Genomic DNA, 16,453 nt, shown 5'->3' on the forward strand with positions numbered 1-16,453 from the left:
TTTTAAAGTGGAGTGATAACGATGAATAATTTAGCCCTATTACCGGAAGTAAGTGCGTTTTTACAACGCCAACATGGACATTTTATTAACGGCCAGCCAGTTTCCGGTGAGGGGGATGCCTTCTTTGACGTCGTTAACCCCGCCACAGAGCAAGTTATCGCTAAAGTGAAAGAAGGCACTAAGGCTGAAGTTGATAGTGCAATGGAAGCCGCTTATGCTGCTTTCCGCGGTGCTTGGGCGCAAACCACACCAATGGAAAGAGGTAATTGCCTAAATCGCTTAGCTGACTTGCTCGAAAAAAATCTTGAAGAGCTGGCTCAGCTTGAAAGTTTATGTTCAGGAAAAACCATTCAACTATCTCGTTTCCTTGAAATTGGCTCTTCTGCACAGTTTTTACGCTATTTCGCGGGTTGGGCAACCAAAATCAGTGGTGAAACACTGAATGTTTCTTTGCCGTCATTTAAAGGTGAACAATACCGAGCTTTCACGCAACGTGAGCCTGTTGGTGTGGTTGCAGGGATTATCCCATGGAACTTCTCTATTATGATTTCCATTTGGAAGCTGGCGGCGGCGCTGACTTGTGGCTGTACTATTGTGTTAAAGCCAAGTGAATTTACGCCATTAACGATGCTGAGAGTGGCTGAATTAGCCAAAGAAGCAGGCATTCCTGACGGTGTGATTAATATTATTAACGGTGGGGGACGTGAAGTTGGCCCAGCGTTGATTAGCCATCATTTATGTTCAAAAGTGACCTTTACTGGCTCTGTACCAACAGGCCTCGCTGTTGGTCGAGCTGCAATGGAAGGGAAGCTCACCCGTGTTACCTTAGAATTGGGTGGAAAAAATGGTGCAGCATTCCTCGCGGATTTGCCAGTTAACAAAATTGTTGATGGGATTATTGAAGCGGGATATTTAAACCAAGGACAAATTTGCGCGGCAGCTGAACGTTTTTATATTCCATCATCACTGATAGAAGAAGTGCTTGCTGAGTTAAAACAGCGTTTATCAACATTCAAAATTGGCTCTCCTTTAGATGAAACAACGGAAATGGGGCCTCTAGCTAATAAAGCGCATTATGAAAAGATTTTAGGCCTATTTGAAAAAGCACGCCAAGAAGGTAATGAAATTATTTATGGTGGTCAGCCTATTGCTGGTACTGGTTACTTTGTACCACCAACGATTATTCGTGCAAATAGCCCTAATGATGCATTAATGAAAGAGGAAACATTTGGTCCAATTGGCACTTTCTTAAGCTATGACGATGAAGAAGAGCTAATTGAACAAATGAATAGTACACCATTTGGTTTAGCGGCAAGTCTGTGGACCAATGATCTCAGTAAGGCCATGCGAATGATTTCTCGTATCGAAGCTGGGACTGTTTGGGTCAATATGCATACGTTCCTTGATCCCGCAGTGCCCTTTGGCGGAGTCAAATCATCCGGCATTGGTCGCGAGTTTGGTAGTGCATTCATTGAATACTACACTGAATTGAAGTCAGTTATGGTACGTTATTGATTGTTAATGCTTTTATACTCAACACGTTTCTAATTAGGTAGGGGCAAAGGCTACATTGGGGTCATAAGTAGCGATTAGAATCGTGATTTAGAGTATTTTTATGTCGATTTTAGAGTGGTTAACCCAGCTTAGGCTGGGTTTTTTTTATCTCCCAAAAGTCAGGCGTAGATTTTCTAACATTAGCCTTAAAGGGAAGTTGAGACTCGGCTGGAGAAAACTATCAGTGGAGGTCGCTCATGAAAACCAGTGCTCCCTGAGCTTTTGTTATCTTTTCCTCTTGGTAACGTCGGTATCACAATCTCGCCAAGAGCGCCTGAACAACGTACATAACCCAGTGTTAGGTAGGGTACAGAATGCCCTTTAGATAGGTTAGAACGTTTTCTGATATTGATTGTGGGCCGATGCAAGATACCGTTTATCCATTCATTATTTTTAGTCTAAAGATAGATATCAAATCACCGTAAACTCATTTCAGTTTAAGTACCACGTACAAAAGCCACCTAGCAAGAGTGTGTTATCCGTGTGCAGGTAACCGATTTGAAGGTTATTTGTAACGGAATTCACTATTCACTCTCAAATGACCAACTCTCGATATGATTTTGCGTTGGTTTTTAGGGAACATTTTAAAATTAACACGAAAAGGGAGTTTACCTTTATTTACAAAAAGCCAATATGTGAGATACAAGATGTTTTAGTAGATAATGCTTTGGTGGTGTAATCCCCCCACTTTTCACAGTAACTATTTATAGAGTTTAAGCTACCTGTAATCGCTGTCTCGGGGGTATTCCTCCAATCGCCGTATTCGGCCGCTCATTGTTATAAGTCCAAAGCCACTGTGTGGCAAGTTCTTGAGCGTGCTCAACGCTCTCAAATATATTTAAATCAAGCCATTCATGACGAGCTGTTCGGTTAAAGCGTTCAATGTAAGCATTTTGTGTAGGCTTGCCAGGCTGAATATAAAGTAAGGTAATTTGCTGCCGTGTTGCCCAGTTTATTAGCTCTCCTGAAATATATTCTGGTCCGTTGTCGCATCGTATCGCTTTGGGTTTACCGCGCCACTCGATGACTTGTTCTAACGACCGAATAACTCGTGCGCTAGGCAACGATAAATCAACATCAATCGCTAAGCATTCACGATTAAAATCATCAATGACATTAAAGGTTCGAATGCTGCGGCCACTGGCTAAGCTGTCTGACATAAAATCCATAGACCATACTTGGTTAATGGCTACAGGCACACTGAGGGCATCAGGCTTATCGCGTTTTAAGCGTTTGCGAGGCCTAATTCTAAGATTAAGCTCCAACTCACAATAAATTCGATAAACGCGCTTGTGGTTCCATGCGAAGCCCTTTACGTTGCGTAAATACAAGAAACATAGACCAAACCCCCAACGTTTTTTGTTTTCGGTTAGGCGTATTAGCCAGTCAGCAATCTGATCGTTTTCAGCATTAAGTTTACTTTGATAGTAAAAGCAGCTTTCGCTCACATTCATGCACAAGCAAGCAAAGCGAATGCTTATGTCATACTTAATTGCGGCAGCCTTAGCCATCTCCTTACGATGAGATGGCTTTATAACTTTCCCTCAAGCGCCTCCAAACGAATCTCAGCTTTGAGACGTTCTTCCGCATACATTTTTTTGAGCCGACGGTTTTCGTCTTCGAGTTCTTTCATTCGCTTCATCAACGAAGCATCCATACCGCCGAATTTAGCTCGCCACTTATAAAATGTTGCAGAGCTAACACCATGTTCTCGGCAGAGTTCTGGAACGGGCATACCACTTTCATTTTGTTTAATGATTGCCAATATCTGGCTATCAGTGAATTTTGATTTACGCATAGAAAACTCCTTGAGTTTATTTTAATAGAATTTTCTATAAATAACTGCTGCGATTTTTCGGGGGGATTACACAGAGCTTGGTAAATTAATAGGTGTAAGTCAACAGCAAATATCACGGTATGAAAGAGGTTATAATACACTCTCATTATCAGATTTTACATTTATACTATCAGTGATGAATGTGTCATTGTTAGACTTTATTTCATATTCGTCATTCTTTAAGTCTGATGATTGTCATATAACGCCAAAAGATTATATGCTATGAAGTCATAGCCTATTTCTGTTTAAAGAATCTTTATAGTATAGGTGAAAGTTAAATTAAATTTAGCTGTATTGTCTTTCTAATATACCAAATTAACCTTTTAGCTTTATAGCTAATGGGGATGGACTTCGCTAATTTTTATGTATTAGAAAGTGTTTTATTTAAAACGCTTTCTAATACAGATATGTTTATCTGTGTTGAGTAATTAAATAGTCTTAATTTTATTATTCAATTTATAATTAAACTTAAAACATTGATAGGAAATAGTATGAAATTAAATAAAGCTATGGCTGTATTAGCAGCGGCTATGTTAACCACATCTTTCGCTTCACTTGCAGATGTTAACTCAGGAACCGTGACTTTTAAAGGTGAAGTTCGTGATACTCCTTGTAACCTAGATGCGGGTCAAGGCGGTACAGCAACGGTTGTTGATTTTGGCCAACTATCTCTAAGCCAATTAAATGCGGGCGATTCAAAATACAAAAATTTTGAATTGAACCTGAAAAATTGTTCTTTGACTTCTATTGACGATACAGATCCACAAAACCCAATCACAGTTACTAAGACTGCAACTATCACTTTTGATGGTGTTAGCAAAATTGCAGGTCAAAATCTTTTAGCAACATCGGGTAGCGCAGCAAACGTTGCAGTTGGTATCAAAGATATTACTTTTGGAACTCCTGCGGCACTGAACCTACGTGATGGTGATAATACATTGACTTATTCTGCTTTCGTTAAGAAGGCGGGTGCTAATGCTGTAACAGCAGGTGATTTCTCAACGATCTCTACTTTCGAAATCGCATACCAGTAAGTTATACAGGCTCCTTCACTATTAGGCGAAGGAGCCTATAATTTGAAAAATTAATACTATGAAAAGCTTGCTGATTATTACCCTGTTATTCTCACCTATTTTCAGTATGCCAGTCTTAGCTGCAATGAATTGGGGACAGGCAACAGTAAAAGGAGAGATACTCGCTTCTGGTTGCTCAATTCAATTGACGAGTAAAGACCAAATTATTGATTTTGGTGCCTATGCCTTAAGCAAGTTAGAAGAAAATAAGATAAAGAAACCATTTAAAATAATTTTAAAGAATTGCCAATTATCAAACTCTTACTTTAATGATGAAAAATCACCTGTACGAATAAAGTTTACGGGTCCAGCAACAAATAATTTTAATGGCTTTAAATTTAATGATGCCGATGGTTTAGCTATTTATATATTAAGTGGAAGCGATGTTGTTAAACCTAATCAATACTACCCAATTTATAACTTAAAAAGAATATCCGGGAAAACAAAATCGATTAATGAACAGCAACTAGACTTTTTATCTGAGGTTATTGTTGTTGATAAGCTAAAGCCTCAATTAGGAGAATTCTCAAGTATCATTACATTTGATATCGATTACTATTAATCTAATGAGTATTTATGATGTTATCAACAAAAGAAAAAATAACGATATTCATGGTATCGATGCTTTGTTTGACTAAAGTGTCTTACTCTGTAGAGTTTAATACCGATATACTTGATAGCGAAGATAAAGCGAACATTGACGTCTCAAGATTTAAAAATCCTAATTTTATTCTACCGGGAACTTATTTCTTTAACATCATTATAAATAGTACTCAATTGACGCAGTCTACAGTTCCTATTCAAATTATTGGTGATAGTACAGATGCCTCTGTCAGTGATGTGTGCATTGATAAGTCATACATTAATAGCTTAGGTATTAAAGAAAAGTATATTGACCAATTAACCTATTGGAATGATGGGGCGTGTATTGATTTTTCGGCATTAAAAGGGGTCAGTGTCGTCCCCAATTTATCCGAAGGCACTGTGACGCTGAATATCCCACAATTATATCTCGAATATATGGATAATAACTGGTTACCCAAATCATTGTGGGATGAGGGTATCAGCGGGTTGTTATTAGATTATAATGCAAACTATCAATATAGTGATCGGGATAGCTTAAAGAATCAGATTGCTTCCATTAGTGGATATCTTGGCGCCAATATGGGGGCATGGCGCCTACGTAGTGAATACTATGGTAATTATCAAAAACAAAATTCCAATGGTAAAACATCGACAATACGTAATTTTTTATTTAATGCCATTTATTTATATAGAAACATAAAAGCCCTAGATTCAAAATTAGTGATTGGTGAGAGTACAACCCCCTCACAAATTCTAGAGCCAATTAAATTTACAGGATTATCCTTATTCACTAATGATTCTATGTTACCACCAAGGTTACGTGGATATGCACCAGAGATAACAGGTATAGCTAAAACGAATGCGCGAGTGGTCATTACACAACTCGGACGTGTCTTGTACGATGGAAATGTACCCGCTGGACCATTTAAGATTCAATCATTAAACAGTGGAACGCGTGGTGAGCTTAACGTAAAAATTATTGAGCAGGATGGTACTGAGCAACAATTTACAGTAAGTAGTTCGAATGTACCGTATTTAACGCGTCCGGGCACCACGCGATATAACGTATCTGCGGGGCAACCGACAAAAGTGGATCATTCGGTATATCGTGGTGTGTTCTTTTTTAGAGCAGAGGCTTCTCACGGTTTAAATAATAATTGGTCGTTAAACGGTGCAACAGATATTAGCCAAGGCTATCAACAGGTTTCATTAGGTGTTGGTCGCTTTATGAATCGGTTTGGTGCACTTTCGGTGAATATTACGCGTTCGTTCGCACAATTAGATCATGATAGTCCTTCAGGTAATTCATACAGTGTTAATTACTCGAAAACATTCGATGACTACGATATGGACTTAACTTTTGCAGGGTATCGATTTACGGATAGAAAATACTATACATTATCCCAATATTTAGACTTAAGAGATGATAGGGTTGTTGATAGCGAAAAAGAACGTTATCAAATAACGCTCTCTAAGCGCTTAGGGGAGTTTAATATAAATTTAAATTATCAATTGCAACAATATTGGGATAGAGGTCAAACTCATCAATATGGTCTTAATATAGGTAAAAGTATCAATCTTCCTTACTTAAAACTACAGGGAGGAAGTATTACATTGTCAGCAAATAGAAGCTATTATCAAAATAAATATGATGACCAAATTAGCTTAATGCTTTCTGTACCATTTGGTAAGCAGTTTTATACTTTTGATACAATGAAATATAACGATACTTATAATTCGCGTGTTTCAGTGTCTAATTTAACAGATGATAATGACTACTATAATATAAGTGCATCGACAAGCTACGGTAAAGATGCCAAAAAACAAAGTACACTTGCTGGAATGTATGATTTACCGACACGCTATGGATCTATCAATAGTAATATGTCTATCTCGGATAAAGGGGATAGTAGTTTAGGATTAGGGCTCAATGGTGGGGTGACATTGACGCAACATGGTGTAGCTTTACACAGTTCATCATATTCTTCTGCCTCAAGGCTAATGATAGACACAAATAATATTGCGGATGTTCCTTTAAATAATGGTACAACCGTGACGAATGGATTAGGTATTGGCGTTATTCCTAACATGACTAACTATTATAAAAATAGTTACAATGTGGATATGAGTAAATTACCCGATAATATTGAATCATCAAATACAATTTATGATATCGCATTAACGGAAGGCGCTATTGGATATAGAAAAATAAGTGCAGATAAAGGGTTTAAATTATTTGCAACGATTAAAATGTCTGATAACTCAGGGTCACCACCATTTGGTTCTCAGGTATTAAATGAAAAAGGGCGAGAGGTCGGAATTGTAAGTGATAATGGATTAGTTTGGTTAACAGCTGTTCAATCAGAAGAAAAGTTAAATATCAACTGGTCTAATCAAACACAATGTAGTACGACCTTACCCACCTTAGATAATGTAAATCAAATTATTTTAATTTGTGAGAAATAGAGAATTTTTATGAAATATAAATTATTGTTAATTCCACTATTATTTATAGCACATAACAGCATGGCCGCGGTTTCTCTTGATAGAACAAGAGCGATTGTAGAAGGGAGTTCTAATCCCGTTGTTATTAATATTGAGAATCAAAGTGATACTTTACCCTATTTAGCTCAGGCTTGGATTGATGATAAAAATGGTAATAAATTAACAACAGGGCCGTTAATTGCAACACCATTGGTTCAACGTTTGGAACCAAACGTCAAAAGTATGATTCGAATCTCGACGACGGATGTATCTAAGTTACCGAAAGATAGAGAGTCTGTTTATTACTTTAATTTAAGAGAGATCCCTCCTAAAAGTGATAAACCGAATGTGATGCAGGTCGCATTACAGTCAAGAATTAAATTATTCTATCGCCCAGAGGCAATTTTAGATAAGGCAAAAACTAATTGGGCTTTAGATTTAGAGTTACAATCTGTCAGTAATGGTTATGTGGTTAAAAATACATCACCTTTTTATTTGACCGTGATAGGCTTAGCCGGTGATAAAAATAAGTCAGAAAATGGCGCCTTTGATTCGTTTATGATCGAACCTTTTGGTTCTTATCAAGTCAAGACTGCTCATTTTCAAAAGCCTTATCTTACTTATATTAACGACTATGGCGGAAGACCAACAGTTTCATTTAACTGTAATGCATCTGTCTGTAAAGCTGATAAACAATAAATTTCAGAGCTAACAAAGTGAGAGTGCAATGAAGTATTTTTATTTAGTGTTTTACACTTTATTTATTTCATTTAGTAGCATGGCCACTCAGTATGAGGAAAATAATTATTTTCCTTCGAATGATGTGACATCTGCAATGAAGATGAATGAATTAAGTGGGAAACTGAATTTTAAAATAAGTTTAATGTACTCTCCGTGTGTCATTTTAGCTAATGAATATGTTGGAAGTTTCTTTTTTATTGAGCTAGATAAATGTTTGTTTAATGATAATAATATAAAAATTCCATTACAGGCAAAAGCGAAAGTGCTTGAAGGTAATCAGCAAGTGATGGCACCTCAGACGCTATTCTCGGGGAAAAATAATGTTTATCTACAGACTAAAAACATTAAGGGTAGAGCAGTGATTATGGAGCTAGACTATGATTAAAAAAATACTGGTCATATTACTTAGCTTGATGGTATCTCCCACTTTTGCCAGTGAATTGGTTATTAATTTTAATGGTAATTTAGTTGATAAGAAATGTGAAATTAAACAATCTGAGATAATAGTTCAATTTATACCTTATTCATTAGGCTATATTGAAGTCGGTGGCAATATCTCGGATAAAAAATCATTTTCAATTGAATTTCAAAATTGTACACCGACACTGATGAATAAGATTATAAAAATTTCATTAGATTCTACTAATGTCTATAGGCGAAATGGTGTTGATTATTTGAAAACGCAAGGTGGAACTGGTCTCATTGTCGGTCTAGAAAGCATGAGTGGAGAGCCTATATCATTTAATCAACCTTTAGAAGTACAGGTGACTAATGATAGTAAAGCAGAATTAGTTTTAAATGCTTTTTTAACTAAAGGTGATTTCGCTAAACCTGGCACTATTCATGGCACAGCAAGTGTTATGGTTAATTATAATTAATAAGAGGAAATAATATGATAAAGACAAGACGGTTACTCTTATTATTATTGTTTCTATCCAATTGGAGTCTTGCCGCTGATTTTAATAGCGGTCGTGCCGATGTCAGAATAAATATTAGTGCCACGATTGTTGCTCCGGTCTGTACCGTTTTAGGCAATAATAATCAATCACCCTTGTTTGTGAACTTTGATAACGTTGATTTTTCTGACGTAGAGAGTGGAACTGCTTATCAAGATATTCAACTTAAATATAGCTGCGCGGGTAGTTCAGTACCCGCTAATAAAGTGATGAACATATATTTATATCCGACAAAATATGGCACTTATACACAGGTAGGTAATAATGTCTTACGCACATCAAAGGAGGGATTAGGTATTTCGTTGACAAAAGAAAATACTAATCTTGATTTAAATAAATGGATCCCTTTTGGAAGTCATGAGCTAGAAGGCTCATTTATTCTTCGTGCATCGTTAATTACACCTGATAAATCACTATTAACTGAAGGTAGCTTTGACAGTACGGTGGCTATTTTGATGAGTTATTTATAAATCTGAATTAGGTCTTATGATGAAAAAAATTTTTTCTTTACTACCAGTCGTATTATTTGCTTTTTCAAATATTAGCTCCGCTGGAGACCCTGATGATTGGACTGTCATGGGATATAACGGCACTCAGTTTACCGCAAATACAACTTGGACGGGGGCTAATTTTAATGGTGTAAACTTAACGTTGAATGCCATTTTAAGTAGCTCTGGCGGAAGAATGACAGAATATGCTTGGGGGACTCGTGCCTGTGCTCCTTATGGTGGTTCTCCTAATTCAATTAACGTGCAGTATGTTATCGTACCCAATACCGTCAGGTATGTGGATCCTGTAACGCGGGAGGCATTTGATTTTAGAATTGTTTTACCTCAATCGTTGGGATCAATTTCGGGATATCCTAATACTCAATACGCCAAAATAGGTCAAAGTGCAGGTAATGTCGGGCGTGCAGTGTGCAATTCAGTACCTTATACGCCAATGGCTTTTAGTGGGCAAACGGCAGTAACGTTAATTAGTAATACAAATTTACCGATTAGAAATACACCGCATATTATTCAAGTGGATACAACTTTGTTTGGGGTAAGGAATCCGGAGGTACCTAGTAAATGGTTAAGTTCCGTTGCGCTAATCCAGCCTAAAAACTCAGCAAGGTTAAACTTTTATGTCACAGTGGTGAATACTTGTCGAGTTGATAAAACGCAATTAGATTTTAATTTTGGTACATTACCTCAGTCATTAGCAGAAGGTAAAAATCTGACTAAAGCAATAACGGTGAGTTGTACTCATCCCGGTAATATTAAAGTGACTTACCGACCATCAAAACCCATTGATAGTGCTAATCCAACTCGTACTAGTTTAGATTTAGGTAACACGTCATCGGGTTGGTATGGTGAGTTATCCGTGGATAATAAAAAACAGTTGATTACCACTCTACAAGGCATTACGAATAAAACATTAGATATTGGTATGACATTAGGAAAAAATAGGGCTAATGCATCGGTAGGTAATATGAGTGGTGGTGGTGTATTAATCTTTGAGTATATTTAATTTGAATTGTGTTTGACGATGGTGAAAATCAAAGGATTGATTCTCACCATTTTTTATTGATATTAACACGTATAACGAGTCAGTATAAACGATATTTAATATATGCTTTTTTTATGATTCTCTTCATCTTTTGAGTTCACTCTCACCATTTTTAATTCTCAAAATCATAAACGATAATAATAATGAAATTAATCGTTTGATTTCCTATATCAACCTCGTAATTAATTAAATATTGATTGATTCTGTCTGTTCGATGAGTTCGTGAGTATGCGCCATGACTGAGTTGATGGAAAAACACAACTTATTTTATACGTATTTTGTTTGTTGAAATATTTTAGTTGTCCTCTTATGATGAACTATAATTTAAATACAAGGAAAAGGATAAAGTCATTGAATATGAAACTAAAATAAATCCGTTTTTTCTCACTAGAATAGTGAGTTGAGAAACCGTGTTTCACGTCATCTATAAACGTTTAATAAAATGATTAAAGGTATAAGATGACCTCTATTTTAAATATTCGATTGTTTTATTTTTGGAGATGACGTTACTTATGATTAATGAATGAGTGAAGCCGTATTGGCGAAATGTTAGAGAGCGAGGGTATATGGAAACAGCCTTGAGCTTTGAAATCAGTGCTATGCCTAAAATAGATAATACATTAGAACGTTTGCTAAAAAATACTGAAGCGTTAACGCCCCTATTCTATACAGTGAATACTGAGATAGGTAAAACTGAATGGCGAGATACCTATAACACGTGTTGTCAATTAAAGAACCTTACTCATGTAAATGTTGTTCCTCATGTTGCGATTAATAATAAAGATGAATGTGAGTTATGTTTTATTATTGAAGAGTATTTAAAGAATGATATAACAGAATTGTTTGTCATTCGGGGTGATAGACACCGTTTTGATGAGAAACTCCCATTTAATTATGGCATAGAGCTTATTGATTTTATTCGGGGGCGATACCCTGAAGTAATGATAAAATCCAGTGTTTATCCTGATTATCACAAAGAAAGTATCACGCCTGAAAGGGAGATTGATTGGCTAAGAAAAAAATTGCAATTAGGCGTTACAGAGCTGATTAGTCAATTATGTTTGAATAAAAATGCATTTTCTTATATGAAAATGCAATTGGGGAATGATAGCCCTATTACGATATCAATGATGCCTATACTTAACTTTAGTTTTATCGAGTCGTTTTTGAAAAATAATACGATCGATTATCCATTATGGATAAAGAAACACATAAGATCGAGTAATATTAATAACCATAGGGAATTTGGTATTCAGCTTACTCAATTTCTTATCGAAGAGTATATAAAAGAGAACAAGCGATTGCATTTTTTTACATTAAATAATGCAGAGATGGTCAAAAAGCTATTTGATAAATTGAGATGAGTTATCTGAATATCACTGACAGAGTGAACTACTTTTTCCAGCGAAATTAATATTGGTTTTATCCCGACAACAATAGGGGATGATAATCAGTTTTAATTTTATCCTTGTTAGGCTAATTCAGTATCAATGAGGGCATGATAATGTTAAAAGTCGATTACAATGCGTACCGTTCAATAAAAGGTTTTAATCGTAGAGTAAGGTTTTTAGTCATGCATTATACTGCTTTGAATTTTCAAGGTTCAGTTAATGCATTATCAGGAAATGCCGGTGTAAGTGCTCATTATTTAGTTCCCGACCCAACAGATAAAATGTATACAAATGCTGGATTTAAGGAGATGAGGGTCTTTAATTTAGTTGATGAAAATGAAAGAGCTTGGCACGCAGGCGTGAGTACATGGGCCGGTAGAACTAACTTGAACGATACTTCGATAGGTATTGAAATTGTCAATGAAGCTCAAGATAACAACGGGAATTTTCTTTTTCCGCCTTATAATGAAGTGCAGATTGAAGCAATCAAACAATTAGCATGCAATATTATCGAACGTTACCCTGATATTACTCCTACCAATATTGTCGGACATGCGGATATTGCACCTGATGGGCGTAAAAGTGATCCCGGTGCAGCGTTTCCTTGGAAACAACTTTATGATGCTGGAATTGGGGCTTGGTATGATGAGGCAACTAAATCTTGTTATATGCAGAAATATAACGGGGGATTACCAGCAAAAGCAGAAATTTTAGAGAAGCTAAAACGCTATGGGTATGACGTTTCAAAAGCGAATACAGATAATGGCTATAAAATGCTAATTCGCGCTTTTCAGCTTCACTTTAGACCAGAAAACTATGATGGTATTGCTGATGTTGAGACGGTTGCGATCCTTTATGCGCTAGTTGAAAAGTACTTCCCTTAATGTCATGGCGTTAGTTGAATAACAGGACTTTGCCTAATACTTCATTGAGTATGATAGTGAACGTATTTATTTAAGAATGAAATGCATTGGTGTTCAAGCCTATTTGCAGAGTAACGTAATAGGGGCGTTGCCAATGCATTTACTCCCATGTTGTATTATTAAATAAACAAATAATTGTGATGGTCAATGAATCAAATATATTGGTTTTTCCATGAATTCATTAAGGGCTGTGTCTAAGCACTTACAGCATCTTTTCTTGGCGAATAATAAAACCGGATGAAACGAGTTCTGTACGGTTACTAACATTGGCTTTAGTGAAAATATTGCGTAAATGCGTTTTGACAGTAGATAGCGATACGCCAAGTTGTATGGCAATGCGCTTGTTACTTGCTCCTTCTCGTACTAAGTGAATGATTTCTTGTTCTTTCGGCGTATAAGAAACTAACGAGTCAGGTAAAATATCAAATGTCATTAATTCAGCGACAGGTAGGATGGCGTTGAGTCGCATCACTTCTTGTTGTTGAAATGGCGTATCGCGTAAGACAGAAATGCCCGCAATAATTTTGTTTTTACGGCGAATAAATATTTCTGCCATGTCAGTGATGTTGTTGGGCTTCATGAAATCATTATAGAATTCTTGGCTTTGTTGTTTCATGTCCGGCGCCATTCTAACTAAACGCAGATCATCACCACGGAATTTATCAGGGTGTAACGGATCTAATTGATAAAAATGTTTCAAATAATCTTGATGCATACGAGAGCTGATCCCATAGAGCACATGGTTATCAGGTTGCCAAAGATCGTCCACCAAATAATAAACGGATGCTGAAACAGGAATAATATGAGCAATTGTGTTCAAGCAACAGTTAATCAATGTTCGCTGGTGGTAGCACAAAGAGGGTGTCTTCATCATATTCCCTTCCATAGTTGGTCCAATTATTATCATGCAATTAATTTTCGTTAACATAAAATAAACATGTTAATAACGTGAGCTTGATTACAATATTTGAACTTCATCGGTCATAAGCCAGTTCAACCAATTCGCCAATCAGTATATTTCGTTGATTATTTATTAATATATTAATGAACGCTCAGGTTGCTATTCATTGATATTTATTGGTTTATTCATTTTTGATGTCATTTACTCGGTACTTTTCGTATGTCTCCTCGAAATTATCCCTCCCTATGGGTATCGTCCTTTAGGACGATAGCGGCATGTTTATGCTTATTTCTATAGTTGCAATACAGTCACTCTATTTTTACAAAAAATTCACAATCTTGACTGCGTACTGAGAAAGAGAGGGAAGCAAAATGAATATGTCCTCAAAATTAACGTCACACATTGAAAAGGGGAAGGTGGGATTTCCAACCACTCTCGCTAGCTCTGTGGGCGTGATTATGGCAAGCCCTGTCATCTTAACGGTGACAAGCGGTTTCGGAATTGGTGGTGATACTTTTGCGCTAGCCGTGTTGCTGAGTTTTATCATGATGCAAGCCCAGTTGACGACATTTTCTGAAGCCGCGGCTATTTTGCCAACATCAGGTTCTGTTTACGATTATATTTCATGTGGTATGGGGCGTTTCTGGGCAATCACGGGGGCGTTATCGGCCTACTTGATTGTGCATGTCTTTGCAGGAACGGCTGAAACAATCTTGTCAGGGATCATGGCATTGGTGAATTTTGAGAGTCTCAATACCGTGATGGAAAGTAGTAATACATCTTGGATGGTTGGTGTCGGTTTAGTGATTACTTTTGGTTTGTTGAATGCATTTGGCATTGAAGCCTTTAGTAAAGTAGAAGTTGTTCTGACTTTTGCGATGTGGAGTACGTTGGTCATCTTCAGTATCAGCGGATTAATGATGCCTTTCCATGCTTCTGTTGAAGGGTGGTTTGGACTCGGTTTAAATGTTGCGGACCCGACATTAGTATTGAGCTTTGTTGGTATGGCAATGTTCATGTTTGTGGGTTGTGAGTTGGTGACACCAATGGCACCTGAAATTAAGAATTCAGCCAAAGTGATCCCTCGTGCTATGGCAACTGGGTTATGTGGTGTCGCTTTCTGTATGTTCTTATTTGGTGCGGCCATGACCAATCAAGTTGAAAACGTTATTGTGGACCCTGCGAATAATATTAGTTTGTTAGAAACCCCAATGGCGATCCCTGCCTTTGCTGGTCAAGTCTTTGGTGATATTGGTAAATATTGGATTGGTATTGCGTTATTGTTAGCGGGTGGAGCAACGATTAATACCCTGATGGCGGCAGTGCCTCGTATTCTTTATGGTATGGCTCTTGATGGTGCATTACCGCGTATTTTTGCTTATCTGCACCCTCGTTTTAAGACACCAGTTTTTGGGATTTTGGTTGCGGTAATGATCCCTTGTTTACATACATTCGCAATTCAAGGTGATTTAGATAGGATCATTCCGCTCGTGCTAGCAGCCGTCTGTTCATGGGGAACCGCCTATTTATTAGTTACGATTTCGGTTATTTCACTGCGCATTCGTCGCCCTGATTTGCACCGTGCTTATCGTTCGCCGTTTTTCCCAATTCCACAAATTATTTCTAGTGTCGGGATTATTTTAGCGATCGTCTATATTACGCCACCAGGTATGAACAAGTCAGATGTGTATATTCCCTTTATTATTATGTTAGGGCTAACCGCAAGCTATGCTTTAATTTGGACCGTGTTTGTACAAAAAGTGAATCCGTTTAAACCGGTTTCAGTTGAGCAGGTGTTATCCAGTACATTTACCGAAGAAGAGTTGAAGGGGGTGAAAGTTGAACCATTACGCAACCTCGCCTAAATGCTCTATTTGGCAACGTTTAAGTAAAAAACGTCTACCCGCTGGCTATCAACAAGGCTTAACACTGAATAGACTAGAGCGTGATATTTTACCGTATCAATGTGAATGGGGAGCTCCGGGGGAGCTCCTGATACATCCACACGGTGAACTGACTGTTCAAGTGACAGAACGCGTTAAAACGTTATTTATGGCTTTTATTGTATTTAGCCGCTTTTCTGTGACTGGGCATTGTGGTGAGGCTATCAATGCACAGATTTCGGTGAAAACCACGGGGAGTTTACGCCGTAAACATATTCACTTTGTCTCTAAAGATGAAGAAGGACAAAAACTCATTAGTTTATTGCAACAGTATCCGATCATTTCGCAAACGTTAGCCGAGCTCGATTTTAATGATTGTCATTTGCATATTCGTAATGGTGTTTGGTCTTGTGAGATAGAACCTTTTACCGCTTCAGAGCTGGTGTGCCGAATTCCTGCAACACGCCGCTATTTACGTTTAACGCCGGAACAAAGGCATCGTTTATTGAGTGTGTTGCAATTGTTCCACCAATTTATGGAAAAACATTATCTCAATCATTGAGTTTGAAATATT

Annotated in this window: 16 protein-coding genes; 14 read left to right on the forward strand and 2 right to left on the reverse strand. The window is 37.2% G+C overall.

Going from position 1 to position 16,453, the window contains the following annotated elements:
- Positions 1–21: 21 nt before the first annotated feature.
- On the forward strand, positions 22–1,515 hold the full coding sequence (locus tag M1F03_RS02915) for an aldehyde dehydrogenase family protein (RefSeq protein ID WP_154622585.1): 1,494 nt from the start codon (positions 22–24) through the stop codon (positions 1,513–1,515).
- A gap of 752 nt (positions 1,516–2,267) precedes the next feature.
- Here the strand turns inward: M1F03_RS02915 and M1F03_RS02920 are convergent.
- Positions 2,268–3,352 (reverse strand): IS3 family transposase gene (locus M1F03_RS02920; RefSeq protein WP_374195714.1). Its coding sequence is split into 2 segments (ribosomal slippage): positions 2,268–3,091 and positions 3,091–3,352, totalling 1,086 coding nucleotides; the frame shifts between segments, so codons are not numbered across the junction.
- Between the two features lie 52 nt (positions 3,353–3,404).
- On the opposite strand from M1F03_RS02920, the gene M1F03_RS02925 reads away from it, so the two are divergent.
- The 11 genes from M1F03_RS02925 to M1F03_RS02975 all read left to right on the forward strand — a co-directional run bounded on the left by M1F03_RS02925 (position 3,405) and on the right by M1F03_RS02975 (position 13,056).
- Positions 3,405–3,617, forward strand: a complete 213-nt coding sequence (locus M1F03_RS02925) for a helix-turn-helix transcriptional regulator (protein ID WP_318840130.1) — start codon at positions 3,405–3,407, stop codon at positions 3,615–3,617.
- Between the two features lie 265 nt (positions 3,618–3,882).
- Complete coding sequence (locus M1F03_RS02930; RefSeq protein WP_154635552.1) at positions 3,883–4,425, forward strand: fimbrial protein; 543 nt, start codon at positions 3,883–3,885, stop codon at positions 4,423–4,425.
- A 58-nt stretch (positions 4,426–4,483) separates the two neighbouring features.
- On the forward strand, positions 4,484–5,026 hold the full coding sequence (locus tag M1F03_RS02935) for a fimbrial protein (RefSeq protein ID WP_154635551.1): 543 nt from the start codon (positions 4,484–4,486) through the stop codon (positions 5,024–5,026).
- Positions 5,027–5,040: 14 nt separating this feature from the next.
- Complete coding sequence (locus tag M1F03_RS02940; protein ID WP_154623695.1) at positions 5,041–7,515, forward strand: fimbria/pilus outer membrane usher protein; 2,475 nt, start codon at positions 5,041–5,043, stop codon at positions 7,513–7,515.
- A gap of 9 nt (positions 7,516–7,524) precedes the next feature.
- Complete coding sequence (locus tag M1F03_RS02945; protein WP_154623694.1) at positions 7,525–8,232, forward strand: molecular chaperone; 708 nt, start codon at positions 7,525–7,527, stop codon at positions 8,230–8,232.
- Between the two features lie 28 nt (positions 8,233–8,260).
- Positions 8,261–8,659 (forward strand): hypothetical protein, encoded by a 399-nt coding sequence (locus M1F03_RS02950; RefSeq protein ID WP_196713769.1) that lies wholly within the window; start codon positions 8,261–8,263, stop codon positions 8,657–8,659.
- A complete protein-coding gene (locus M1F03_RS02955) occupies positions 8,652–9,152 on the forward strand; it encodes a fimbrial protein (RefSeq protein WP_154623692.1) in 501 nt (166 codons plus the stop codon). Before M1F03_RS02950 ends, M1F03_RS02955 begins: the two co-directional genes overlap by 8 nt.
- A 14-nt stretch (positions 9,153–9,166) precedes the next feature.
- Positions 9,167–9,700, forward strand: a complete 534-nt coding sequence (locus M1F03_RS02960; protein WP_154623691.1) for a fimbrial protein — start codon at positions 9,167–9,169, stop codon at positions 9,698–9,700.
- Between the two features lie 19 nt (positions 9,701–9,719).
- Entirely contained in the window at positions 9,720–10,742 is a 1,023-nt protein-coding gene (locus tag M1F03_RS02965) for a hypothetical protein (protein ID WP_230085998.1), read from the forward strand.
- A 605-nt stretch (positions 10,743–11,347) separates the two neighbouring features.
- Positions 11,348–12,145 carry a methylenetetrahydrofolate reductase gene (locus M1F03_RS02970; protein ID WP_318840077.1) on the forward strand — a complete coding sequence of 266 codons (798 nt, stop codon included), beginning with the start codon at positions 11,348–11,350 and terminating at the stop codon, positions 12,143–12,145.
- Between the two features lie 140 nt (positions 12,146–12,285).
- The gene (locus M1F03_RS02975; RefSeq protein WP_251465058.1) at positions 12,286–13,056 is read left to right on the forward strand and encodes an N-acetylmuramoyl-L-alanine amidase; all 771 of its coding nucleotides are present in this window, start codon (positions 12,286–12,288) and stop codon (positions 13,054–13,056) included.
- Positions 13,057–13,297: 241 nt separating this feature from the next.
- On the opposite strand, the gene M1F03_RS02980 is transcribed toward M1F03_RS02975, so the two are convergent.
- Positions 13,298–13,969, reverse strand: a complete 672-nt coding sequence (locus M1F03_RS02980) for a LuxR family transcriptional regulator (protein ID WP_154622783.1) — start codon at positions 13,967–13,969, stop codon at positions 13,298–13,300.
- 398 nt (positions 13,970–14,367) lie between these two features.
- Between M1F03_RS02980 and M1F03_RS02985 the strand changes: the two genes are divergently transcribed.
- Positions 14,368–15,861 (forward strand): APC family permease, encoded by a 1,494-nt coding sequence (locus M1F03_RS02985; protein WP_154622782.1) that lies wholly within the window; start codon positions 14,368–14,370, stop codon positions 15,859–15,861.
- On the forward strand, positions 15,836–16,441 hold the full coding sequence (locus tag M1F03_RS02990) for a DUF3156 family protein (RefSeq protein WP_154622781.1): 606 nt from the start codon (positions 15,836–15,838) through the stop codon (positions 16,439–16,441). The genes M1F03_RS02985 and M1F03_RS02990 overlap by 26 nt, the downstream gene beginning before the upstream one ends.
- The last annotated feature ends 12 nt before the right edge of the window (positions 16,442–16,453 follow it).

It is taken from the genome of Providencia sp. PROV080 (genome assembly GCF_033688105.1).
Taxonomy (GTDB): Bacteria; Pseudomonadota; Gammaproteobacteria; order Enterobacterales; family Enterobacteriaceae; genus Providencia; species Providencia zhejiangensis.

Bases quoted from the DNA above. Each gene is read 5' to 3' on its own strand.
- M1F03_RS02915 (WP_154622585.1), top strand. From the start codon at position 22: ATGAATAATTTAGCCCTATTACCGGAAGTAAGTGCGTTTTTACAACGC.
- M1F03_RS02930 (WP_154635552.1), top strand. From the start codon at position 3,883: ATGAAATTAAATAAAGCTATGGCTGTATTAGCAGCGGCTATGTTAACC.
- M1F03_RS02935 (WP_154635551.1), top strand. From the start codon at position 4,484: ATGAAAAGCTTGCTGATTATTACCCTGTTATTCTCACCTATTTTCAGT.
- M1F03_RS02940 (WP_154623695.1), top strand. From the start codon at position 5,041: ATGATGTTATCAACAAAAGAAAAAATAACGATATTCATGGTATCGATG.
- M1F03_RS02945 (WP_154623694.1), top strand. From the start codon at position 7,525: ATGAAATATAAATTATTGTTAATTCCACTATTATTTATAGCACATAAC.
- M1F03_RS02950 (WP_196713769.1), top strand. From the start codon at position 8,261: ATGAAGTATTTTTATTTAGTGTTTTACACTTTATTTATTTCATTTAGT.
- M1F03_RS02955 (WP_154623692.1), top strand. From the start codon at position 8,652: ATGATTAAAAAAATACTGGTCATATTACTTAGCTTGATGGTATCTCCC.
- M1F03_RS02960 (WP_154623691.1), top strand. From the start codon at position 9,167: ATGATAAAGACAAGACGGTTACTCTTATTATTATTGTTTCTATCCAAT.
- M1F03_RS02965 (WP_230085998.1), top strand. From the start codon at position 9,720: ATGAAAAAAATTTTTTCTTTACTACCAGTCGTATTATTTGCTTTTTCA.
- M1F03_RS02970 (WP_318840077.1), top strand. From the start codon at position 11,348: ATGGAAACAGCCTTGAGCTTTGAAATCAGTGCTATGCCTAAAATAGAT.
- M1F03_RS02975 (WP_251465058.1), top strand. From the start codon at position 12,286: ATGTTAAAAGTCGATTACAATGCGTACCGTTCAATAAAAGGTTTTAAT.
- M1F03_RS02980 (WP_154622783.1), bottom strand. From the start codon at position 13,969: ATGATGAAGACACCCTCTTTGTGCTACCACCAGCGAACATTGATTAAC.
- M1F03_RS02985 (WP_154622782.1), top strand. From the start codon at position 14,368: ATGAATATGTCCTCAAAATTAACGTCACACATTGAAAAGGGGAAGGTG.